The sequence below is a fragment of the Pseudomonas sp. HLT2-19-2 genome (assembly GCF_054898005.1).
The window spans coordinates 3,350,586-3,368,311 of the sequence record NZ_CM142712.1; the positions used below are offsets into that span (position 1 = coordinate 3,350,586).

Genomic DNA, 17,726 nt, shown 5'->3' on the forward strand with positions numbered 1-17,726 from the left:
AACTCCGATGAATTTTTCCCAATTCTTCATTTCGCGGCCGATCTTCGCAGCGGTGCTTTCGCTGCTGATCCTGATCGCCGGCGCCATCTCGCTGTTCCAGTTGCCGATCAGCGAATACCCGGAAGTGGTTCCGCCGACCGTTGTGGTCCGTGCCAACTTCCCGGGCGCCAACCCAAAAGTCATCGGTGAAACCGTGGCAGCTCCGCTGGAGCAAGCCATCACCGGCGTCGAAAACATGCTGTACATGTCTTCGCAGTCCACTGCGGACGGCAAGATCACCCTGACCATCACCTTCGCCCTGGGCACTGACCTGGACAACGCACAGGTGCAGGTGCAGAACCGTGTGACCCGGACCGAGCCGAAACTTCCCGAGGAAGTGACGCGCATCGGTATCACCGTGGACAAGGCTTCGCCCGACCTGACCATGGTTGTGCACTTGACCTCGCCGGACAAACGCTACGATATGCTCTACCTGTCCAACTACGCCTTGCTCAACATCAAGGATGAGCTGGCGCGTCTGGGCGGTGTCGGTGACGTGCAGTTGTTCGGTATGGGCGATTACTCGCTGCGGGTCTGGCTCGATCCGAACAAGACCGCTTCGCGTAACCTGACCGCCACCGACGTCGTGACCGCCATCCGTGAACAGAACCGTCAGGTGGCTGCCGGTGCATTGGGAGCACCTCCTGCACCGAATGCCACCGCATTCCAGCTGTCGGTCAACACGCAAGGCCGTCTGGTTTCTGAAGAAGAGTTCGAGAACATCATCATTCGCTCCGGCGACAACGGTGAAATCACGCGCCTGAAAGACATCGCTCGGATTGAACTGGGTTCCAGCCAGTACGCCCTGCGTTCCTTGCTGAACAACCAACCGGCGGTAGCGATCCCGATTTTCCAGCGCCCAGGCTCCAACGCGATTCAGATTTCCAACGACGTTCGGGAGAAAATGGCCGAGCTGAAGAAGAACTTCCCGGAAGGCATGGACTTCAGCATCGTCTATGACCCGACGATCTTCGTGCGCGGCTCGATCGAAGCAGTGGTTCATACGCTCTTCGAAGCACTGATCCTCGTTGTATTGGTAGTGATCCTGTTCCTGCAAACCTGGCGCGCCTCGATCATTCCGTTGGTGGCGGTGCCGGTTTCGCTGATCGGTACGTTTGCGGTGATGCACTTGTTCGGTTTCTCGCTGAACGCCCTGTCACTCTTCGGATTGGTACTGGCCATCGGTATCGTGGTGGACGACGCCATCGTGGTGGTGGAAAACGTCGAGCGAAATATCGGACTGGGGCTCACTCCGGTCGAAGCGACCAAGCGGGCCATGCGCGAAGTGACCGGTCCGATCATCGCGACGGCGCTGGTGCTGTGTGCGGTGTTTATCCCGGCGGCCTTCATCTCCGGGTTGACCGGGCAGTTCTACAAGCAATTCGCCCTGACCATTGCGATCTCGACCGTTATCTCGGCGTTCAACTCGCTGACCCTGTCGCCTGCCCTGGCGGCTGTGTTGCTCAAAAGCCATGACGCGCCGAAAGACCGTTTCTCCAAGGTCCTCGACAAGATCTTTGGTGGCTGGCTGTTCCGCCCGTTCAACCGCTTCTTTGACAAGGCCAGCCACGGCTATGTCGGCACCGTGGGCCGGGTTATCCGCAGCAGCGGTATCGCCCTGCTGTTGTACGCAGGCCTGATGGTGCTGACCTTCTTCGGTTTCGCCAACACCCCGACCGGTTTCGTACCCGGCCAGGACAAGCAATACCTGGTGGCCTTCGCTCAACTGCCGGATGCCTCGAGCCTGGACCGTACCGAAGACGTGATCAAACGCATGTCCGACCTGGCCCTGAAACAGCCTGGCGTGGAAAGTGCGGTGGCCTTCCCTGGCCTGTCGATCAACGGCTTCACCAACAGCCCTAACGCCGGCATCGTCTTCGTCACCCTGAAACCGTTCGACGAGCGCAAAGACCCGAGCATGTCTGCTGGTGCGATTGCCGGTGCATTGAACGGCCAGTTCGCCGGGATTCAGGAAGCCTACATGGCGATCTTCCCGCCGCCGCCCGTACAAGGCCTGGGTACCATCGGGGGTTTCCGCCTGCAGATCGAAGACCGGGGCAACCTGGGTTATGACGAGCTGTACAAAGAAACCATGAACATCATCAACAAAAGCCACAACGTGCCGGAACTGGCCGCCCTCTTCACCAGCTACACCGTGAACGTGCCGCAGGTCGATGCGGCTATCGACCGGGAAAAAGCCAAGACTCATGGCGTGGCCGTCAGCGACATCTTTGACACCCTGCAGATCTATCTGGGTTCGCTGTATGCCAACGACTTCAACCGCTTCGGTCGTACCTATCAGGTCAACGTTCAGGCCGAGCAGCAGTTCCGTCTCGAACCGGACCAGATCGGTCAGCTGAAAGTGCGTAACAACAAAGGCGAGATGATCCCGCTGGCGACCTTCATCAAGGTCAGTGACACCTCGGGCCCGGACCGCGTGATGCACTACAACGGTTTCATCACCGCTGAAATCAACGGTGCGGCCGCCCCCGGCTACAGCTCCGGCCAGGCCGAAAAAGCCATCGAGAAACTGCTCATGGAAGAACTTCCGAACGGCATGACCTACGAGTGGACTGACCTGACCTACCAGCAGATTCTGTCCGGCAACACTGCGCTGTTCGTGTTCCCGCTCTGCGTACTGCTGGCGTTCCTGGTACTCGCGGCACAGTACGAAAGCTGGAGCCTGCCACTGGCGGTGATCCTGATCGTACCGATGACCCTGCTGTCGGCCATCACCGGTGTGATTGCCTCGGGTGGCGACAACAACATCTTCACCCAGATCGGCTTGATCGTACTGGTGGGGCTTGCCTGTAAGAACGCGATTCTGATCGTCGAGTTTGCCAAGGATAAACAGGATGAAGGCATGAACCCGCTGGCGGCGGTGCTCGAAGCCTGCCGTCTGCGTCTGCGGCCGATCCTGATGACTTCCTTCGCGTTCATCATGGGTGTTGTGCCTCTGGTCTTCTCCAGCGGTGCCGGTGCCGAAATGCGTCATGCCATGGGTGTGGCGGTGTTCTCCGGGATGCTCGGGGTGACCTTCTTCGGTCTGTTGCTGACGCCAGTGTTCTACGTATTGATTCGTAACTTTGTGGAGCGCGGTGAAGCGCGAAAAGCGGCCAAGGCCCTGAAACTGGAGGCGCAACAATGAGCCTGAAAGCCTTCCTGCCGAGCCTTCTGGTACTGGCCCTGAGTGCCTGTGCCGTCGGCCCGGACTACAAGACTCCAGCCACTGAGCCGGCCAACATCACGACCGCCACCGATGGCAGCGCCGGTCAGAAGAACTTCGACCGCGCGCGTTTCGAAGGCATCTGGTGGCAGCAGTTTGAAGACCCGACGCTCAACCAGTTGGTGACTCACTCGCTGCAAGGCAACCGTGATTTACGCGTGGCCTTCGCCCGCTGGAAAGCGGCGCGGGCGATTCGCGACGACGTCAGCAATGACGCCATGCCGACCATCACCAGCCGGGCCAGCAGTGACCTGGCCAAGGGGCAGATCCCGGGCCAGACCACGAAACGGGTTAACAGCGAACGCTACGACCTGGGCCTGGACATGGCGTGGGAGATCGACCTGTTTGGCCGTATCCAGCGCAACCTGGAATCCGCCGACGCCGAACAGCAGGCGCTCGAAGCCGATCTGTACCAACTGCAAGTCTCCATGATTGCCGAACTGGTGGACGCTTACGGTCAACTGCGCGGTGCGCAGCTGCGGGAAAAGATCGCCCTGGCCAACCTGAACAACCAGCAGGAATCGAGCAAGATCACCGTCAGCCTTCGTGACGCCGGCGTCGGCGATCAGCTCGATGTGGTCCGCGCCGATGCACGCCTGGCCTCCGTCGAAGCCAGCGTGCCGCAGTTGCAGGCCGAACAGGTTCGTCAACGCAACCGCATCGCCACCCTGCTGGGTGAACGTCCGGACAGGCTGACCGTCGACCTGAGTCCAAAAGATATGCCGGCGATCGCCAAGGCCCTGCCGATCGGTGATCCGGGCGAACTGCTGCAACGTCGCCCGGACATCCTTAGCGCCGAGCGCAAACTGGCGTCCGCCACTGCCCGTATCGGCGTGGCCAAGGCTGATTTGTTCCCACGGGTCAGCCTCAGCGGCTTCCTTGGCTTCACTGCCGGGCGCGGTTCGCAAATCGGCTCCTCGGCAGCCAATGCCTGGGCACTGGGCCCAAGTATTACCTGGGCGGCGTTTGACCTTGGCAGCGTGCGCGCCCGTTTACGTGGCGCCGATGCTAATGCCGAAGGCGCCCTGGCGACCTACGAGCAACAAGTACTGTTGGCGTTGGAAGAGTCAGAAAACGCCTTTAGCGACTACGGCAAACGTCAACAACGCCTGATCTCGCTGATTCGTCAGAGTGAATCCAGCCGCGCCGCGGCCGACCTGGCCGACATTCGCTACCGCGAAGGCACGGCGGACTTCCTCGTCCTGCTCGACGCCCAGCGCGAGCGTCTGGCGGCTGAAGACACCCAGGCCCAGGCCGAAGTTGATCTGTACCGCGGCATTGTCGCGATTTACAAAGCCCTTGGCGGTGGCTGGCAGCCAGAGACGGTCGCCAGCCAGTAATGTTTTAACGAGCTCCTTTGGTTGGCCGCAACCAACCAATTCCTTTGCCCTGCGCCTCATTCGGTCGCGGGGCTTTTTTTGTCTGCTCGCCACATCCCCCCAACACCGGGTTTGACTCACAGCCCTGCCTGACCGAAGCTGGCAACCTTACAACAGCTTGCCAGCTCCCGGATTCCTGCATGCCCCAGTCCCGCCGCTACCTGCTCATCAGCCTCTGCGTCCTGTTTGCCATCGGCCTTGCCTGGGTTTTCCTGCGCAGCACAACCCCCGCAGTGCCGGAGGCGATCAAGCGTGGCTACAGCGAAGCGCTGAACCAGGCGCGCGCAGGCCAACCGGGTGCAGCGCGGGTGCTCTACCAGCAATTGGGCCGCGCTGATATATCGGCCAAACGCCGCATCTGGTTGCATGCCGAACTGCCCAACTACCCCAGCTCCGTGGCGCTGAAACTGGCCGATGCGGACTTGCAGCATGAATCGCCAGACGTGCGCATTGCGGCGATCAAAAGCATCAGCGGCCTGGTGCCCAGCGGTCAGCGCAGTCTGCTGCTGGGCCCGTTACTCGATGACAGCGAACAGCGCGTCCGCTATGCCGCCGTCAACGCCTTGTTGGGGCTTACGCTGGACGATCTCGGTTTGTATTTCGGGCCGCTGGAGCAAGCCATCGATGCCTGGGAACAGGATCTGAAGAGTCAGCCGGAGAACGCCGACAACCACTATCAATTGGCTCGACTGCATCTGCACAACGCAGAATTGAAAGAGGCGCGACAGGCACTGGAGAACACCTTGCGTCTTGCGCCCGGCAACCTGCCGGCGCTGGTGATGCAAATCGAAGTGCTGGATCGACAGGGCCAAAACGATGCCGCCCGGCAGCTGTTGGCCAAGCAGCTGAAGGCCCAACCCAATTCAGCCTACCTGCAACATGCCCTGGGTCTCTGGCTGCTGCATCACGGGCAAAGTGAATTTGCCCTGCTCGGTCTTTCCAAGGCCGTGGAGCTGGAGCCGGACAACAAGGAATACCGTTACGACCTGGCCACCACGCTTCATGATGAACAGGAGCTGGAAGCGGCGCAGAAACAGTTGCAGGAGATCGTCCAGCGCCACCCGGCCGACCGCAAGGCCCGGGTACTGCTGATCAACTACTGGAAGGAAAGCGGACAGCTGCAAAACGTACAGATTCTGTTGGCGCAACTTGAACAACTCAATCCCGACGACCCTGCGTTGCAGCAAGGGCTTTAACAACAGCAAAAAATCTCGTTGAACTCGTTGAACTCGTTGAACTCGTCATCTCAGCCAAGGGTCAAGTGAACAGGCAGTCCATTCAGGCACTTACGGCCTGCTGCCTCGTTCCCCCTAGTCATGAGAGGGCATTTTTTGTCTACATCTAACGAGTTGATCAGTGCAAAAGCCGCCACCGGCATCGAAGGTCTGGATGACATCCTGGCCGGTGGATTGTCCCGCGGCCATGTGTTTTTACTGGAGGGTGAATCCGGTACCGGCAAAACCACCGTCGCTTTGCATTTCTTGTTGGCCGGCGCTCGTGCCGGCGAACCCTCATCCTGTTCCGCTACTTCGAAGCACTGGGCAAGGTTCGCCGGGCGATCTCGATCATCAAGAAACGCACGGGCAGCCATGAGTCGACCATTCGTGAGTACCGCATCAGCGCTCAGGGCATGACCATCGGTGAACCGCTGGATGCGTTTCAGGGGGTATTGAGCGGCGTCCCTACTTATCTGGGTGCCAGCAGACCCTTGCTTGAGGAAGCCAGTCCGTGATTGCCCAAGAGGCGAAGTCCGAGCGCGCGATCATTCTCGCGCCGCTGGGTCGTGACAGCCAGATAGCGCTGCTGATGCTCAACGAAGCGGGTGGCATTCTCCCGGCGTCAGTCGCTGGACTCCAAACCCGTGGAGATGAACGCCCTGGTGGTTTCCATGGGCGAACTGCTGCAACGCAGCATCAACGAAAGCATTCATCTGGACATGCAACTGAACGAGCAACTCTGGGTGGCCGAGGCCGACCCCAACCAACTGGAAAGCGCCCTGCTCAATCTGGTGATCAATGCCCGGGATGCGATGCCCGACGGCGGCAAACTGGTGGTGAAGACCAGCAATCAACATCTGGACATTGCGTTCACCGAGGCCCAGAGCAACCTGCAACCGGGTGATTATGTGGTGCTGAGCGTCACGGACACCGGCTGTGGCATGCCGCAAAGCACCATCAACCGAGCCTTTGATCCGTTCTTTACCACCAAGCCAATCGGTCAGGGCACAGGCCTTGGACTGTCGATGATTTATGGTTTCAGCAAACAATCGCGCGGCCACGTCGCCATTCACAGTGAAGTGGGCAAAGGCACCACGGTGTGTCTATTCCTGCCACGTTTCGGCGGTGACGTCCCTCAGGTCAGCCCGATAGACCTCTAGCACGCCCCCTTCGCACAGAACGGCGAAACGGTGCTGATCGTCGAGGATGATCCGGCGGTGCGGGTGTTGGTCAGGACGGTATTGAGTGAGCTAGGTTATGCCTTCGTCGTGGCAGGCGATGCCGACAGCGCGGTGCCCATTCTCGATTCCGCGCAGCGTATCGATCTGTTGATCAGCGACGTCGGGTTACCGGGCATGAATGGCCGGCAACTGGCGGAAATCGGCCGGCAGTATCGGCCCGAACTCAAGGTGTTGTTCATCACCGGGTATGCCGAGCACGCGGCGGTGCGCGGCGGGTTCCTTGAGCCAGGCATGCAGATGATCACCAAGCCCTTCACCTTCGACCTATTGACGGCGAAGGTGCGGGAGATGATCCGGATTTGAATGCCCCTGTAGGAGCGAAGCTTGCTCGCGAAGGCGTAAGTTCTGACACACCGCGTTATCGTTCTTCGCGAGCAAGCTTCGCTCCTACAAAGGGCCTTACGACAGCATTTCCTGCATAAGCTCTTGCAGTACATCCAGATCGAACGGCTTGGCCAGGATCGGCGCCTTACGGGTGATCGGGCTGTCCGTCTCGCGGATCTCCTGCGGATAACCGCTGATAAAGATCACCTTGAGCTCCGGTCGCAGCTTCACGGCAGGTTCAGCAATCTGGACGCCAGAAATTCCGCCCGGCAGGCGGAAGTCGGTGATCATCATGTCCAAGTGGGGTTTGCTCGACAGAATTTCGAAGGCCTGTTCGCCGTTTTCGGCCTGCAACACCCGGTAGCCCTCACCCGACAGATAGGCCGAGAGCACCATCAAAATCGAGGGGTCATCTTCGACGATCAATACGACGTCTTGTGCATCTTCACTCATGGGAAGCCTTTGTTCGGTCAATAGCTGCTGATACGACCGTGGGGTCGATCAGAGGTTGCGTTTATCGGGCTGTTTTCCTACAGCGGCAGACAAACGCGAAACAAGGCGCCTTCGCCAATCCGGCTTTCGACGGTAATGAAACCGCCATGGGCGGCCACAATCTGCTCAGAAATAAACAATCCAAGGCCCAACCCCGCGACAGCGTGTTTGGCCGTGACTCGTTCGAACTGCTGGAAAATACGTTTCTGGTTCTCTTCGTCGATGCCGATCCCAAGATCGCGCACGTCCACCCGAGCCTCACCGTTCTCACTGTACACCTGAACGGTGATCGGACTCTTGGCGCCGTATCGTAGAGCATTGGTCATCAGGTTGGAGATCACCTGTTCAATGCGAAATTCGTCCCAGTTGCCCACCACCGGTTGCTCGGCGTCGAGCGCTACCGAGCACTCGGCAGCATCGATCTGCGGGGCGAAGTTCTGCAACAAGCCGCGAACCAGCGCCGACAGATCGAAGCGCGTCGGTCGGATCGACAACTTGCCGGTACGAATTCGCGACACATCGAGCATGTCTTCGATCAGGCGAATCAGGCTTTTGATCTGCCGCTCGTCGCGATCGACCATCGCGTGCATTTTGTCCAGAGCGAACGCCGCGGCGTTATCCCGGGCCAAGTGCATCTTGCGCAACTGGGTTTCGAGGATCAGGCCATTGAGCGGCGTGCGGACTTCATGAGCAACGATGGACATGAAGTCATCGCGCATGCGCACCGCTTGCTCCAGTTCCAGCTGGGTACTTTGTAATTGCTTGAGCAGCGCTTCCTGCTCACGGCGACTCTGCTCCAGCTCCTCGACCTGCTGTTTCATCGCCTTGCTTTGGCGAAACAGTTCGACGAACACGTTGACCTTGCTCTTGACCGCGTGGATATCCAGCGGCTTGTAGAGGAAATCCACGGCGCCGCTTTCGTAGCCCTTAAACGCGTAGTTCAGCTCACGACCGGCCGCACTGACGAACACGATCGGGATGTTCTTGGTCTTTTCCGTGCCGCGCATCAGCTCGGCCAGCTCGAAGCCGTTCATCCCAGGCATCTGCACGTCGAGAATGGCCATGGCGAACTCGTGTTGCAGCAACAGCGACAAGGCTTCGTCGGCGGACAAGGCTTTGTAGACGATACGGTCTTCGCGCCTGATCAGCGCTTCGAGCGCCAGCAGGTTCTCCGGCAGATCGTCGACGATCAGCAGTTTGGCTTGGATAGTACTTAACATGCGATTCGTTCCAGCTCGACAAGCAGACGGCCGATGCCGCGTAAAGGGAGGATGTGGTCCGGCTGGTGTGTATCCAGCGCTGCCAGGGGCATGGTCGCGACTTGGGCTTCGTCCGGGTCCTGAACGATGGTCATGCCGCCACGATATTTGACTTGGGCCAGACCGCGGGCGCCATCGCGGTTGGCACCGGTCAACAACACCGCCGCCAGGGATGAACCATAGGCATCGGCGGCCGACTCAAACAGGTAATCGATGGCCGGTCGCGAATGATGCACGCGGGCTTCAAGGCTCAACGAAAAACTGCGGTCTTGCTCCACCGATAAGTGATAACCCGGTGTGGCGAAATATAGCGTTCCTGCTTCGACCAGCGTCTTGTCGCAGGCTTCCAATACAGGCATGGCGACTCGCCGGGCGAACACTTCGGCCAGCTGGCTGCGACGCTCGTCAGGGAGGTGCAGAACCACGATGATCGGCAGCGTGAAGCCTTCTCGCAGTGGGCTGAGAATATTCAGCAGCGCCTCTACACCGCCGGCCGAGGCGCCGATCACGATAGCCTCTATAGAAGGCAAATCCGCTGCACTGTTCATGATTTGCGGTAAATCCGTTCTTGTTTGACCAACGGTTCGAACAGGTTCCCGTAGGCAGAAAAGTCCGGTGTTTCCTTGCTGCCCAGCACCAGGAATCCTCGATGGCAAAGGGATTCATGGAACAATCCGAACGAACGATCCTGGAGATTTTTATTGAAATAAATCAAAACATTACGACACGAAATTAATTGAGTTTCTGAGAAGACACTGTCGGTCGCCAGGCTGTGATCGGCGAAGGTCACGTTCTCACACAGCGTCTTGTCGAAAATGGCGTAACCGTATGCCGCCGTGTAGTAATCGGCGAAAGAACGCTGGCCACCTGCCTGCTGATAGTTATGAGTGTAGGCGCGGACATTCTCCATGGAGAAGATCCCTTGCTTGGCTTTATCCAGCGAGCGTGGATTGATGTCGGTGGCGTAAATGATGGTGCGATCAAGCAAGCCTTCTTCGCGCAGCAGAATGGCCATCGAATAGACCTCTTCCCCCGTGCTGCAACCGGCGATCCAGATCTTGATCGAGGGGTAAGTCTTGAGCAGTGGCACCACTTCCTGGCGGATCGCCAGGAAATGCGAAGGGTCACGAAACATTTCGCTGACCGGGATCGTCAGCAATTGCAGCAATTGCATGAACGCCGTCGGGTCATGCAGGACCTTTTCTTGCAACGCCGAAATAGTGGCGCACTCGAACTGGCTCAACGCGTGATTGACCCGACGCTTGATCGAAGCGCCGGAGTAGTCACGAAAGTCATAGCTGTATTTGAGGTAGATCGCCTCGATCAACAAGCGCAATTCGATTTCGCTATTTCGCTCCACTAAATACGTTCCATCTTCGGTAACCACACGCGAATCAGCGAGAACAGGCGATCCAGATCGATGGGCTTGGCCAGATAATCATTGGAGCCCGCTTGCAGACAGCGCTCCTGATCGTCCTTCATGGCCTTGGCCGTCACCGCAATGATAGGCAGCTTGCGCCAGCGCGGGTCCTTGCGGATCTCAATGGTGGCTTCGTAGCCATCCATCTCCGGCATCATCACGTCCATCAACACCAGATCGATGTCCTCGACTTCATTCAGCTTTTCAATCGCTTCACGGCCGTTTCGACCGATGACCACGACTGCACCCTTTTGCTCCAGGGCACTGGTGAGGGCAAAGATATTGCGTACATCGTCGTCCACCAGCAGCACCTTGCGACCCTCGAAAACCTTGTCGCGGCTGCGCGCGGTCTTGAGCATCCTCTGTCGTTCATGGGACAACCTGGACTCGACTTTGTGCAGAAAGAGTGTGACCTCATCCAGCAAACGCTCGGGCGAGCGCGCACCCTTGATGATGATCGAGCGCGAATACTTGCGCAGGTCGGCCTCTTCGTCCCGGGTCAGGTTGCGCCCGGTGTAGACGATCACCGGCGGGAACGAGCAGATATCTTCGGTGGACATGCGCTTGAGCAGGTCGTTGCCAAGCATGTCCGGCAGCTTCAAGTCGATGATCATGCAGTCGAAAATCGTCGTTCGCAGCAGGTTCAGGGCATCCTGTGCCAAGCCAACGGCAGTGATCTCGACATCATCGTCGCCGATCAGCCGGGCAATGCTGTCGCGCTGCAAATCATCGTCTTCGACCAGCAGGATGCGTTTGACCTTCTGGGTCAGCTTGGCTTCAAAGCGGGCAAACACGTCCTTGAGTTCTTCGCGAGTGGTCGGCTTGACCGCATACCCGATGGCGCCCATGTGCATCGCGGCCTCGACCCGGTCTTCCACCGAAATCACATGCACCGGAATGTGCCGGGTTTCAGCGTGTTCCTTCAGACGTTGCAACACGGTCAACCCGGAATGATCCGGCAGACGCATGTCCAGCAGAATGGCATCGGGGATGAACTCTGTGGCCAGGTCGTAGCCTTCGTCGGCACCGTGGGCCACCAGGCACTGATAACCCAGTTCATGCGCCAGGTCGTAAAGGATGTGCGCAAAGTTCGGTTCATCTTCCACCACCAGAATGCACCGAGTGGCGAATGGCGCCTTGGTGCGATCGTCGTCGAAACGCGGGATATCAACTTCGGCAATCAGCGGCACCCGCGCGGCGGTCGGCATTCTCGGCGTAATGACAACCGGCGTGGCTCTCATCGGCTCCACAGGCTCTTCGCCCGGTTCAATGTATTGCTGCGGCAAAACCAGCGTGAACACACTGCCCTGCCCAGGCTCGCTGGTGACACTGATGGACCCGCCCAGCAAGGCGGCCAGATCACGGGAAATCGACAAACCCAGGCCGGTGCCGCCGTAACGGCGATTGGTGGTGCCATCGGCCTGGCGGAAGGCTTCGAAAATGCTTTCCTGCTGATCCTCGGCGATGCCGATCCCCGAATCGCGAATGATGAAAGCGATACCGTCGCCGGGCTGGCTGGCGACAGTCAGGCTGACGGTGCCTTTTTCGGTGAATTTCACCGAGTTGGACAGCAGGTTCTTGATGACCTGCTCCAGGCGCTGACGGTCGGTGAAGATCATCATCGGCGCACCGGCCTGCACCTCGACCTGGAAATCCAGCGTCTTGTCGGCAGCCAATGGCTGGAACATCCCGCGCAAGCCATCCACCAGACGCGCGACACTGGTGTTCTCTGGTCGTATCTCAAGCTTGCCGGCCTCGACCTTGGAAATGTCGAGAATGTCGTTGATCAAGTTGAGCAAGTCATTGCCGGCAGAGTAGATCGACTCGGCAAACTTGACCTGCTCGGCGCTGAGGTTTTCCTGAGGGTTTTCCGCCAGCAACTTGGCCAGGATCAACGAGCTGTTCAGCGGCGTGCGCAACTCGTGGGACATGTTGGCGAGGAATTCAGACTTGTACTTGCTCGAGCGCTGCAACTCTTCGGCGCGTTCTTCGAGCTGGGACTGGGCTTGATTGAGTTCGGTATTCTTCAGGTCCATCACGTCGCGCTGCTCGGCGAGCTGTTCATTGGTTTGTTCAAGCTCGACCTGTTGAGTTTCCAAATGCGCTTGGGACTCCTTGAGAATCCGCGACTGTTCTTCCAGCTCTTCGTTGGCGGTCTTGAGTTCTTCCTGCTGAACTTGCAGCTCTTCATTGAGCTGCTGGGTTTCGGCCAGCACTTCCTGTAAGCGTTGGCGATAACGAGCGGCCTCGATGGACGTGCCGATGTTGCCGGCAATCAGTTCAAGCAATTCGACATCACGGTCAGTCAACGGGCGCAAGAAGCCCAGTTCGATCACACCGTTGACCCGATCGTCGTCACTGGTCGGCACGACCAGCACGCTATGCGGCAGACCTTCGCCCAGGCCGGAGCTGACCTTGAAGTAATCACTCGGTACGTCATCGAGACGGATCAAGCGAGCCTGGCTCGCTACCTGGCCGACAATGCCTTCATCGCTGTAAATCTGCTGCTCAAGTGCTTCCTGCTCGCGGGAGAAACCGTAGGACGCAATGCGTTTGAGGCCACCGTGTTCTTCACGAACATAAATAGCCGCTACGGCCGTGCCGAGGTACTGCGCACAAAATTGCAGAATGTTGCGGCCCAGCAGGTTTAGCGACAGTTGCCCCAGCACTTGCTCGGCCAGTTCGGTTTGACCGTTGCGCAGCCAGGCCTGTTGTTCCAGACGCTGGGCGCTGGCCTGTTGCGTGTTGATGTTGGCGCTGTAACTGTGCGAAAGGTTGAGCAAATCCCGACGGCCAATGTAGGCCAGCAATGCGCTGATACCGGCGATGAACAACAGATAAAGGCTGATGCTCCAGATCGTGGTGCGGCGCACGTCCTCGTTACGCGTGGTGCGCAACTGCTGCTCCATGTCGATCACGTCTTCGAATTGCTTACGGATCTCATCGGTCAGCCGCTTGCCGCGCCCAGCCTTGACCGCGCCGCGGTAATCGCCGCTGGCGCGTTGCAAATCGATCAGTGTTTTTGCGTAAGTGGCCCACTCATCCTGCAAGGCCTGTAGCCGGTGCAGGCGGTCGGTCTGCACCGGGTTGTCCGCAGTCAGTTCGAGCAAGGTCCTGAGGGCGACAGTGATTCGCGGCTTGGCCGTCTCGTAGGGCTCAAGGAACTGCTCGTTGCCAGTGAGCAGGAAGCCACGCATACCGGTTTCCAGATCGACGGTCAGCTTGAACGCTTCATTGGCGTTATTGATCACCCGGTCGGTGTGCTCGACCCACTGGATCACCGACAGCAGGTAAGTGATCAGCGAGACAAAAAACACCGCACTGAACACGCCGACACCCAACGGCAGGCTGACGTTGCGGCTCAGGAGTTTACGGAATCGTTGCTCATCAACCGAAGACGCGGATGTCATGGGGGAGCCTTGTCGAACTGTTGAAAACCACGGAGTTTGCCCCAAAAGTGGCACATTGATCCAATTTTCTGAAACCTTTTCGCGCAAAATCCTACATTCCACTGCTCCGGCGCGAAGGAGCGGTTATCCTTGCCCGCACGTGTGCGGCTATTCTTTTTTTACCGCGTGGGAACTTGTCGGGTTCCGTCACTTACTCAAGCAAGAGCCCGGCGATTTCGATCGACCGGCAACCACACATTCAACCTTTGGAACCCACTATGTCCTCCAACCCATCCATCATCCTGGTAGTCGAAGACGATGCCATTGTGCGCATGCTGATAGTCGAGGTGCTGGAGGAGCAGGAGTTCAAGGTGCTTGAGGCTGATGGCAGCGAGCAGGCGCTGGAGTTTCTCAACGATGAAGATCAGTACATCGATTTGATGATGACCGACGTCGGCTTGCCGGTGATGGACGGCCGTGAACTGGCCACTCAGGCCCGGATGCTGCGCCCTGAGTTGCCCATTTTGTTCGCCAGTGGTTATGCCGAAAGCATCGACGTGCCTGCAGGAATGTCAGTGATCGGCAAGCCGTTTTCCATTGATCAGTTGCGCGACAAGGTCAAAGGCATGCTGGCCTGAGACAGTTGGCTGGGGATCTTGGCCCCCTCTTTTCTGCATAAGCCGATGTAAGGTTGCATTTTTTGGCGTTTTTGGGCGCTGACCTGTCAAGTTTGACAGTAGAAAAGACCGCCCGCCCTGGCGTTTGATTGGACCGGTGATCCCACTCATAAGGAACCGAGTCCATGCCGAGTCGAACCGAACGCTACGCACGTTATTTGAAAATCAGCGGATTGTTGCTGATGCTCAGCGCAGGATATGGTTGCCAGTCAGCCTCTTCCGACAATCCCCAGCACTGCTTTGAACAGAGCGAACAGGCGTTCAGCGAAGTATTGAGCTGCTATCGCAAAGCCGAAGCGACGCAACCGCTGCGTTACATCAGTAAGGGACAAGAGCAACATCCCGGCGTCAACATCCGGCGCTTCGAGCTGACGTCACAATCCTGGGGCCAGGGCGGTCAAGTCGCCCCGGCAGACTGGACTCATGGAGTCGACCTGTACATTCCCGACAACGTCAAGGGTACGCGTGCCGTGCTGGTCGCCAACGACGGCGTCAATAACCCTTTGCCCGGTGAGTCTCCGGGAGCACCCAACAACTTTTCGCAGCAAACACTGCTTAACATTGCCCGGCAAACCGGTTTGATCGTGGTGGCTGTCAGCAATGTCCCCAACCAGTATTTAACCTACAGCGATGACGGCGTGCCGCGCACAGAAGATGGCAGCGTTGCCCACAGCTGGAAACTATTCATGCAGGCCCCGGAACAACAGCCCTTTATGTCGCTGCATGTGCCGATGATGGAAGCGCTGGTCAAGGCCATGGACGTGGCGCAAAAGGAAACGCAGCCAGGCCAGGTGCTGAGTTTTCTTGCCACCGGCGCGTCGAAACGCGGTTGGGCGGTATGGCTGTCCGCCCTTGTGGACTCACGCGTCGATAGCATCGTGCCGATTGTCATCGACGTCTTGAACACTGACAAAGTGTTCGACCAGACGTTTCTGGCCTACGGCGGTAACTGGCCACTGGCGTACGTCGACTACTACTTGCAAGGTGTGCTCGCCCAACGCAAGACCGAGCCGTTCAAGAAGCTGATGCAGGTCGAAGATCCGATGACCTACCGGAATCTGTCCGGCTACACCGACCGCTTGAAGATCCCGAAATACATCGTCAACGCCAGTGGTGATGACTTCTTCATCCCGGATGCTTCACGCCAGTATTTTGCGGATCTGCCGGGTGACAATACACTTCGGGTCATTCCCAATTCCGCCCACGATGTGCGGGCGTTTGTTGAAGCTAACCTGATTCCTTATATCAAGCGGCGGCAGACCGGCAATACCGCACCGAGGTTAAAGGCACAGGAGCAGCGCCTGGACGCCACATCGTCCAAGTTGCACCTGACCTTGTCCGAAATACCGATCAGGATGACCCAGTGGACAGCCCGCAATCCGCAGGCTCGGGACTTCCGGTACAACTGCGGCGTGCGCTACACCGCAGCACAATTGCCGGTCTCAATGGACGTCCAGACGACTCTCCGTGCTCCCAAGGTGGGTTGGAGCGCAGAGTTCTTCGAAGCTGAGTACGCGGACGGCGTTGTCGAAACGACAATGGTCAAGGTGCTTCCGGAAACGTATCCGAATCAGGCGCCACCCGCCGACGAGGCGTTTTGCAGAACGCTACCCGCCACCCCGGGTCAGTAAATCTGTTCTCGGTCATCCATTTTCTTGCCTGACGCCGGAGCGTTCAGTTCAATGCCAGGCTTGCTGTGGTTTAATTGCGCCCCCGCCCGATTACCCGCCTCAAGGAATACCGATGACCCAGCCCCACGCAACCAAAGTCCTGGTCATTGGTTACGTCTGGCCCGAGCCCCGTTCTTCGGCGGCCGGTGGGCACATGATGCAAATTCTCGAGACTTTTTTGCAGCAGGGCTGGGATATTACATTCAGCAGTCCGGCGGGCACCGGCGAACACCGGGCGGATCTTGGCGCTTTGGGTATTCGCGAAGTCCCGATCGAATTGAACAACAGCAGTTTCGACACGTTCATCAGCGAACTGGCCCCGGATATCGTTCTGTTCGATCGATTCATGATGGAAGAACAGTTCGGCTGGCGCGTTGAAAAACACTGCCCCGCAGCTTTGCGCGTGCTTGAGACCTCCGACCTGCAAAGCCTGCGGGATGCCCGCCATCAACGCCTCAAAGAGCGCTTGAAGGCCAGTGACGACGCCAATGACTTCAATGAATTGTTCGCCCCGGCGTTGCGTGAAGAGTTTGAGCTCATGGCCGAGACCGATCTGGCCAAACGGGAAATCGCAGCGATTTATCGTTGCGACTTGAATCTGATGATCTCTGAAGTGGAGATCGAATTGCTGGTCGAGCAATTCAAGCTGCCGCGTAACTTGCTGCACTGGTGTCCACTGATGGTCGATCTACCGAGCGTTCCGCCGGCAGCGTTTGAAGACCGGGCGCATTTTCTCAGTATTGGTAACTTTCGCCATGCGCCAAACTGGGATGCGGTGCTCTGGATGAAAACCGCGATCTGGCCGCTGATCCGCGCGCAACTGCCCGACGCTCAGTTACACATTTACGGCGCTTACACACCGCCCAAGGCAACTGCACTGCACAACGCCAGCCAGGGTTTTCATGTCATGAATTGGGCCGAAGATGCTTTAGAAGTTATGTCTGGCGCGCGGATTTGTCTGGCGCCTCTACGCTTCGGTGCCGGTATCAAAGGCAAGATTGTCGACGCCATGTTGTGTGGCACGCCCACGATCACAACGCCCATCGGTGCCGAAGCGATGCACGGCGAACATCTCTGGCCCGGCGCGGTGACCCGGACAGCACAGGCGTTCGCCGATTGCGCGGTTCGGCTGTACAAGGATGAAGCACTTTGGAAAGACGCCCAATCCCTGGGACAGACGTTGCTGGCCGATCGTTATCGACAGTCTGTACATGGCCCGGCATTGATTGAAAAGTTGCTGTACTGCCAACAACACTTGGCACACCTTAGAAGCGATAACTTTACCGGAAGCATGTTGCGTCATCACCACCACAAAAGTACGCAGTACATGGCGCAATGGATTGAAGCTAAAAATCGAAACCCGTTATAGAACTCGTACCCATATAAACATCCT

The 17,726-nt window shown here is 58.1% G+C and carries 11 protein-coding genes and 3 pseudogenes; 9 read left to right on the forward strand and 5 right to left on the reverse strand.

Annotated features, from left to right (window positions below):
• Positions 1-7 precede the first annotated feature (7 nt).
• From ACYZTU_RS15670 to ACYZTU_RS15695, 6 genes and pseudogenes are all read left to right on the forward strand, one after another.
• The gene (locus ACYZTU_RS15670) at positions 8-3,187 is read left to right on the forward strand and encodes an efflux RND transporter permease subunit (RefSeq protein ID WP_461964055.1); all 3,180 of its coding nucleotides are present in this window, start codon (positions 8-10) and stop codon (positions 3,185-3,187) included.
• A complete protein-coding gene (locus tag ACYZTU_RS15675) occupies positions 3,184-4,605 on the forward strand; it encodes an efflux transporter outer membrane subunit (protein ID WP_461964056.1) in 1,422 nt (473 codons plus the stop codon). The genes ACYZTU_RS15670 and ACYZTU_RS15675 overlap by 4 nt, the downstream gene beginning before the upstream one ends.
• Positions 4,606-4,784: 179 nt before the next feature.
• Complete coding sequence (locus ACYZTU_RS15680) at positions 4,785-5,840, forward strand: tetratricopeptide repeat protein (RefSeq protein WP_461964058.1); 1,056 nt, start codon at positions 4,785-4,787, stop codon at positions 5,838-5,840.
• Between the two features lie 135 nt (positions 5,841-5,975).
• Positions 5,976-6,158, forward strand: a pseudogene (locus ACYZTU_RS15685) (ATPase domain-containing protein); the annotation flags it as partial.
• Positions 6,152-6,376 (forward strand): annotated as a pseudogene (locus tag ACYZTU_RS15690) (ATPase domain-containing protein); the annotation flags it as partial. The pseudogenes ACYZTU_RS15685 and ACYZTU_RS15690, both read left to right, overlap by 7 nt.
• Before the next feature lie 90 nt (positions 6,377-6,466).
• Positions 6,467-7,405 (forward strand): annotated as a pseudogene (locus ACYZTU_RS15695) (ATP-binding protein); the annotation flags it as partial.
• Between the two features lie 96 nt (positions 7,406-7,501).
• Here ACYZTU_RS15695 and ACYZTU_RS15700 read toward each other — a convergent pair.
• The 5 genes from ACYZTU_RS15700 to ACYZTU_RS15720 form a co-directional block, all read right to left on the reverse strand.
• Entirely contained in the window at positions 7,502-7,879 is a 378-nt protein-coding gene (locus ACYZTU_RS15700; RefSeq protein ID WP_008146959.1) for a response regulator, read from the reverse strand.
• 77 nt (positions 7,880-7,956) lie between these two features.
• On the reverse strand, positions 7,957-9,138 hold the full coding sequence (locus tag ACYZTU_RS15705) for a hybrid sensor histidine kinase/response regulator (protein WP_461964060.1): 1,182 nt from the start codon (positions 9,136-9,138) through the stop codon (positions 7,957-7,959).
• Complete coding sequence (locus ACYZTU_RS15710) at positions 9,132-9,725, reverse strand: chemotaxis protein CheB (protein ID WP_461964062.1); 594 nt, start codon at positions 9,723-9,725, stop codon at positions 9,132-9,134. The genes ACYZTU_RS15705 and ACYZTU_RS15710 overlap by 7 nt, the downstream gene beginning before the upstream one ends.
• A complete protein-coding gene (locus ACYZTU_RS15715; RefSeq protein WP_461964064.1) occupies positions 9,722-10,537 on the reverse strand; it encodes a CheR family methyltransferase in 816 nt (271 codons plus the stop codon). Before ACYZTU_RS15715 ends, ACYZTU_RS15710 begins: the two co-directional genes overlap by 4 nt.
• Entirely contained in the window at positions 10,537-14,007 is a 3,471-nt protein-coding gene (locus ACYZTU_RS15720; RefSeq protein WP_461964066.1) for a response regulator, read from the reverse strand. Before ACYZTU_RS15720 ends, ACYZTU_RS15715 begins: the two co-directional genes overlap by 1 nt.
• Positions 14,008-14,264: 257 nt before the next feature.
• On the opposite strand from ACYZTU_RS15720, the gene ACYZTU_RS15725 reads away from it, so the two are divergent.
• The 3 genes from ACYZTU_RS15725 to ACYZTU_RS15735 all read left to right on the forward strand — a co-directional run bounded on the left by ACYZTU_RS15725 (position 14,265) and on the right by ACYZTU_RS15735 (position 17,702).
• Positions 14,265-14,624: a response regulator gene (locus tag ACYZTU_RS15725; RefSeq protein WP_461964068.1), complete on the forward strand. Its 360-nt coding sequence runs from the start codon at positions 14,265-14,267 to the stop codon at positions 14,622-14,624.
• Positions 14,625-14,788: 164 nt separating this feature from the next.
• Complete coding sequence (locus tag ACYZTU_RS15730; RefSeq protein ID WP_461964070.1) at positions 14,789-16,294, forward strand: PhoPQ-activated protein PqaA family protein; 1,506 nt, start codon at positions 14,789-14,791, stop codon at positions 16,292-16,294.
• A gap of 112 nt (positions 16,295-16,406) precedes the next feature.
• The gene (locus ACYZTU_RS15735; protein WP_461964072.1) at positions 16,407-17,702 is read left to right on the forward strand and encodes a glycosyltransferase; all 1,296 of its coding nucleotides are present in this window, start codon (positions 16,407-16,409) and stop codon (positions 17,700-17,702) included.
• The last annotated feature ends 24 nt before the right edge of the window (positions 17,703-17,726 follow it).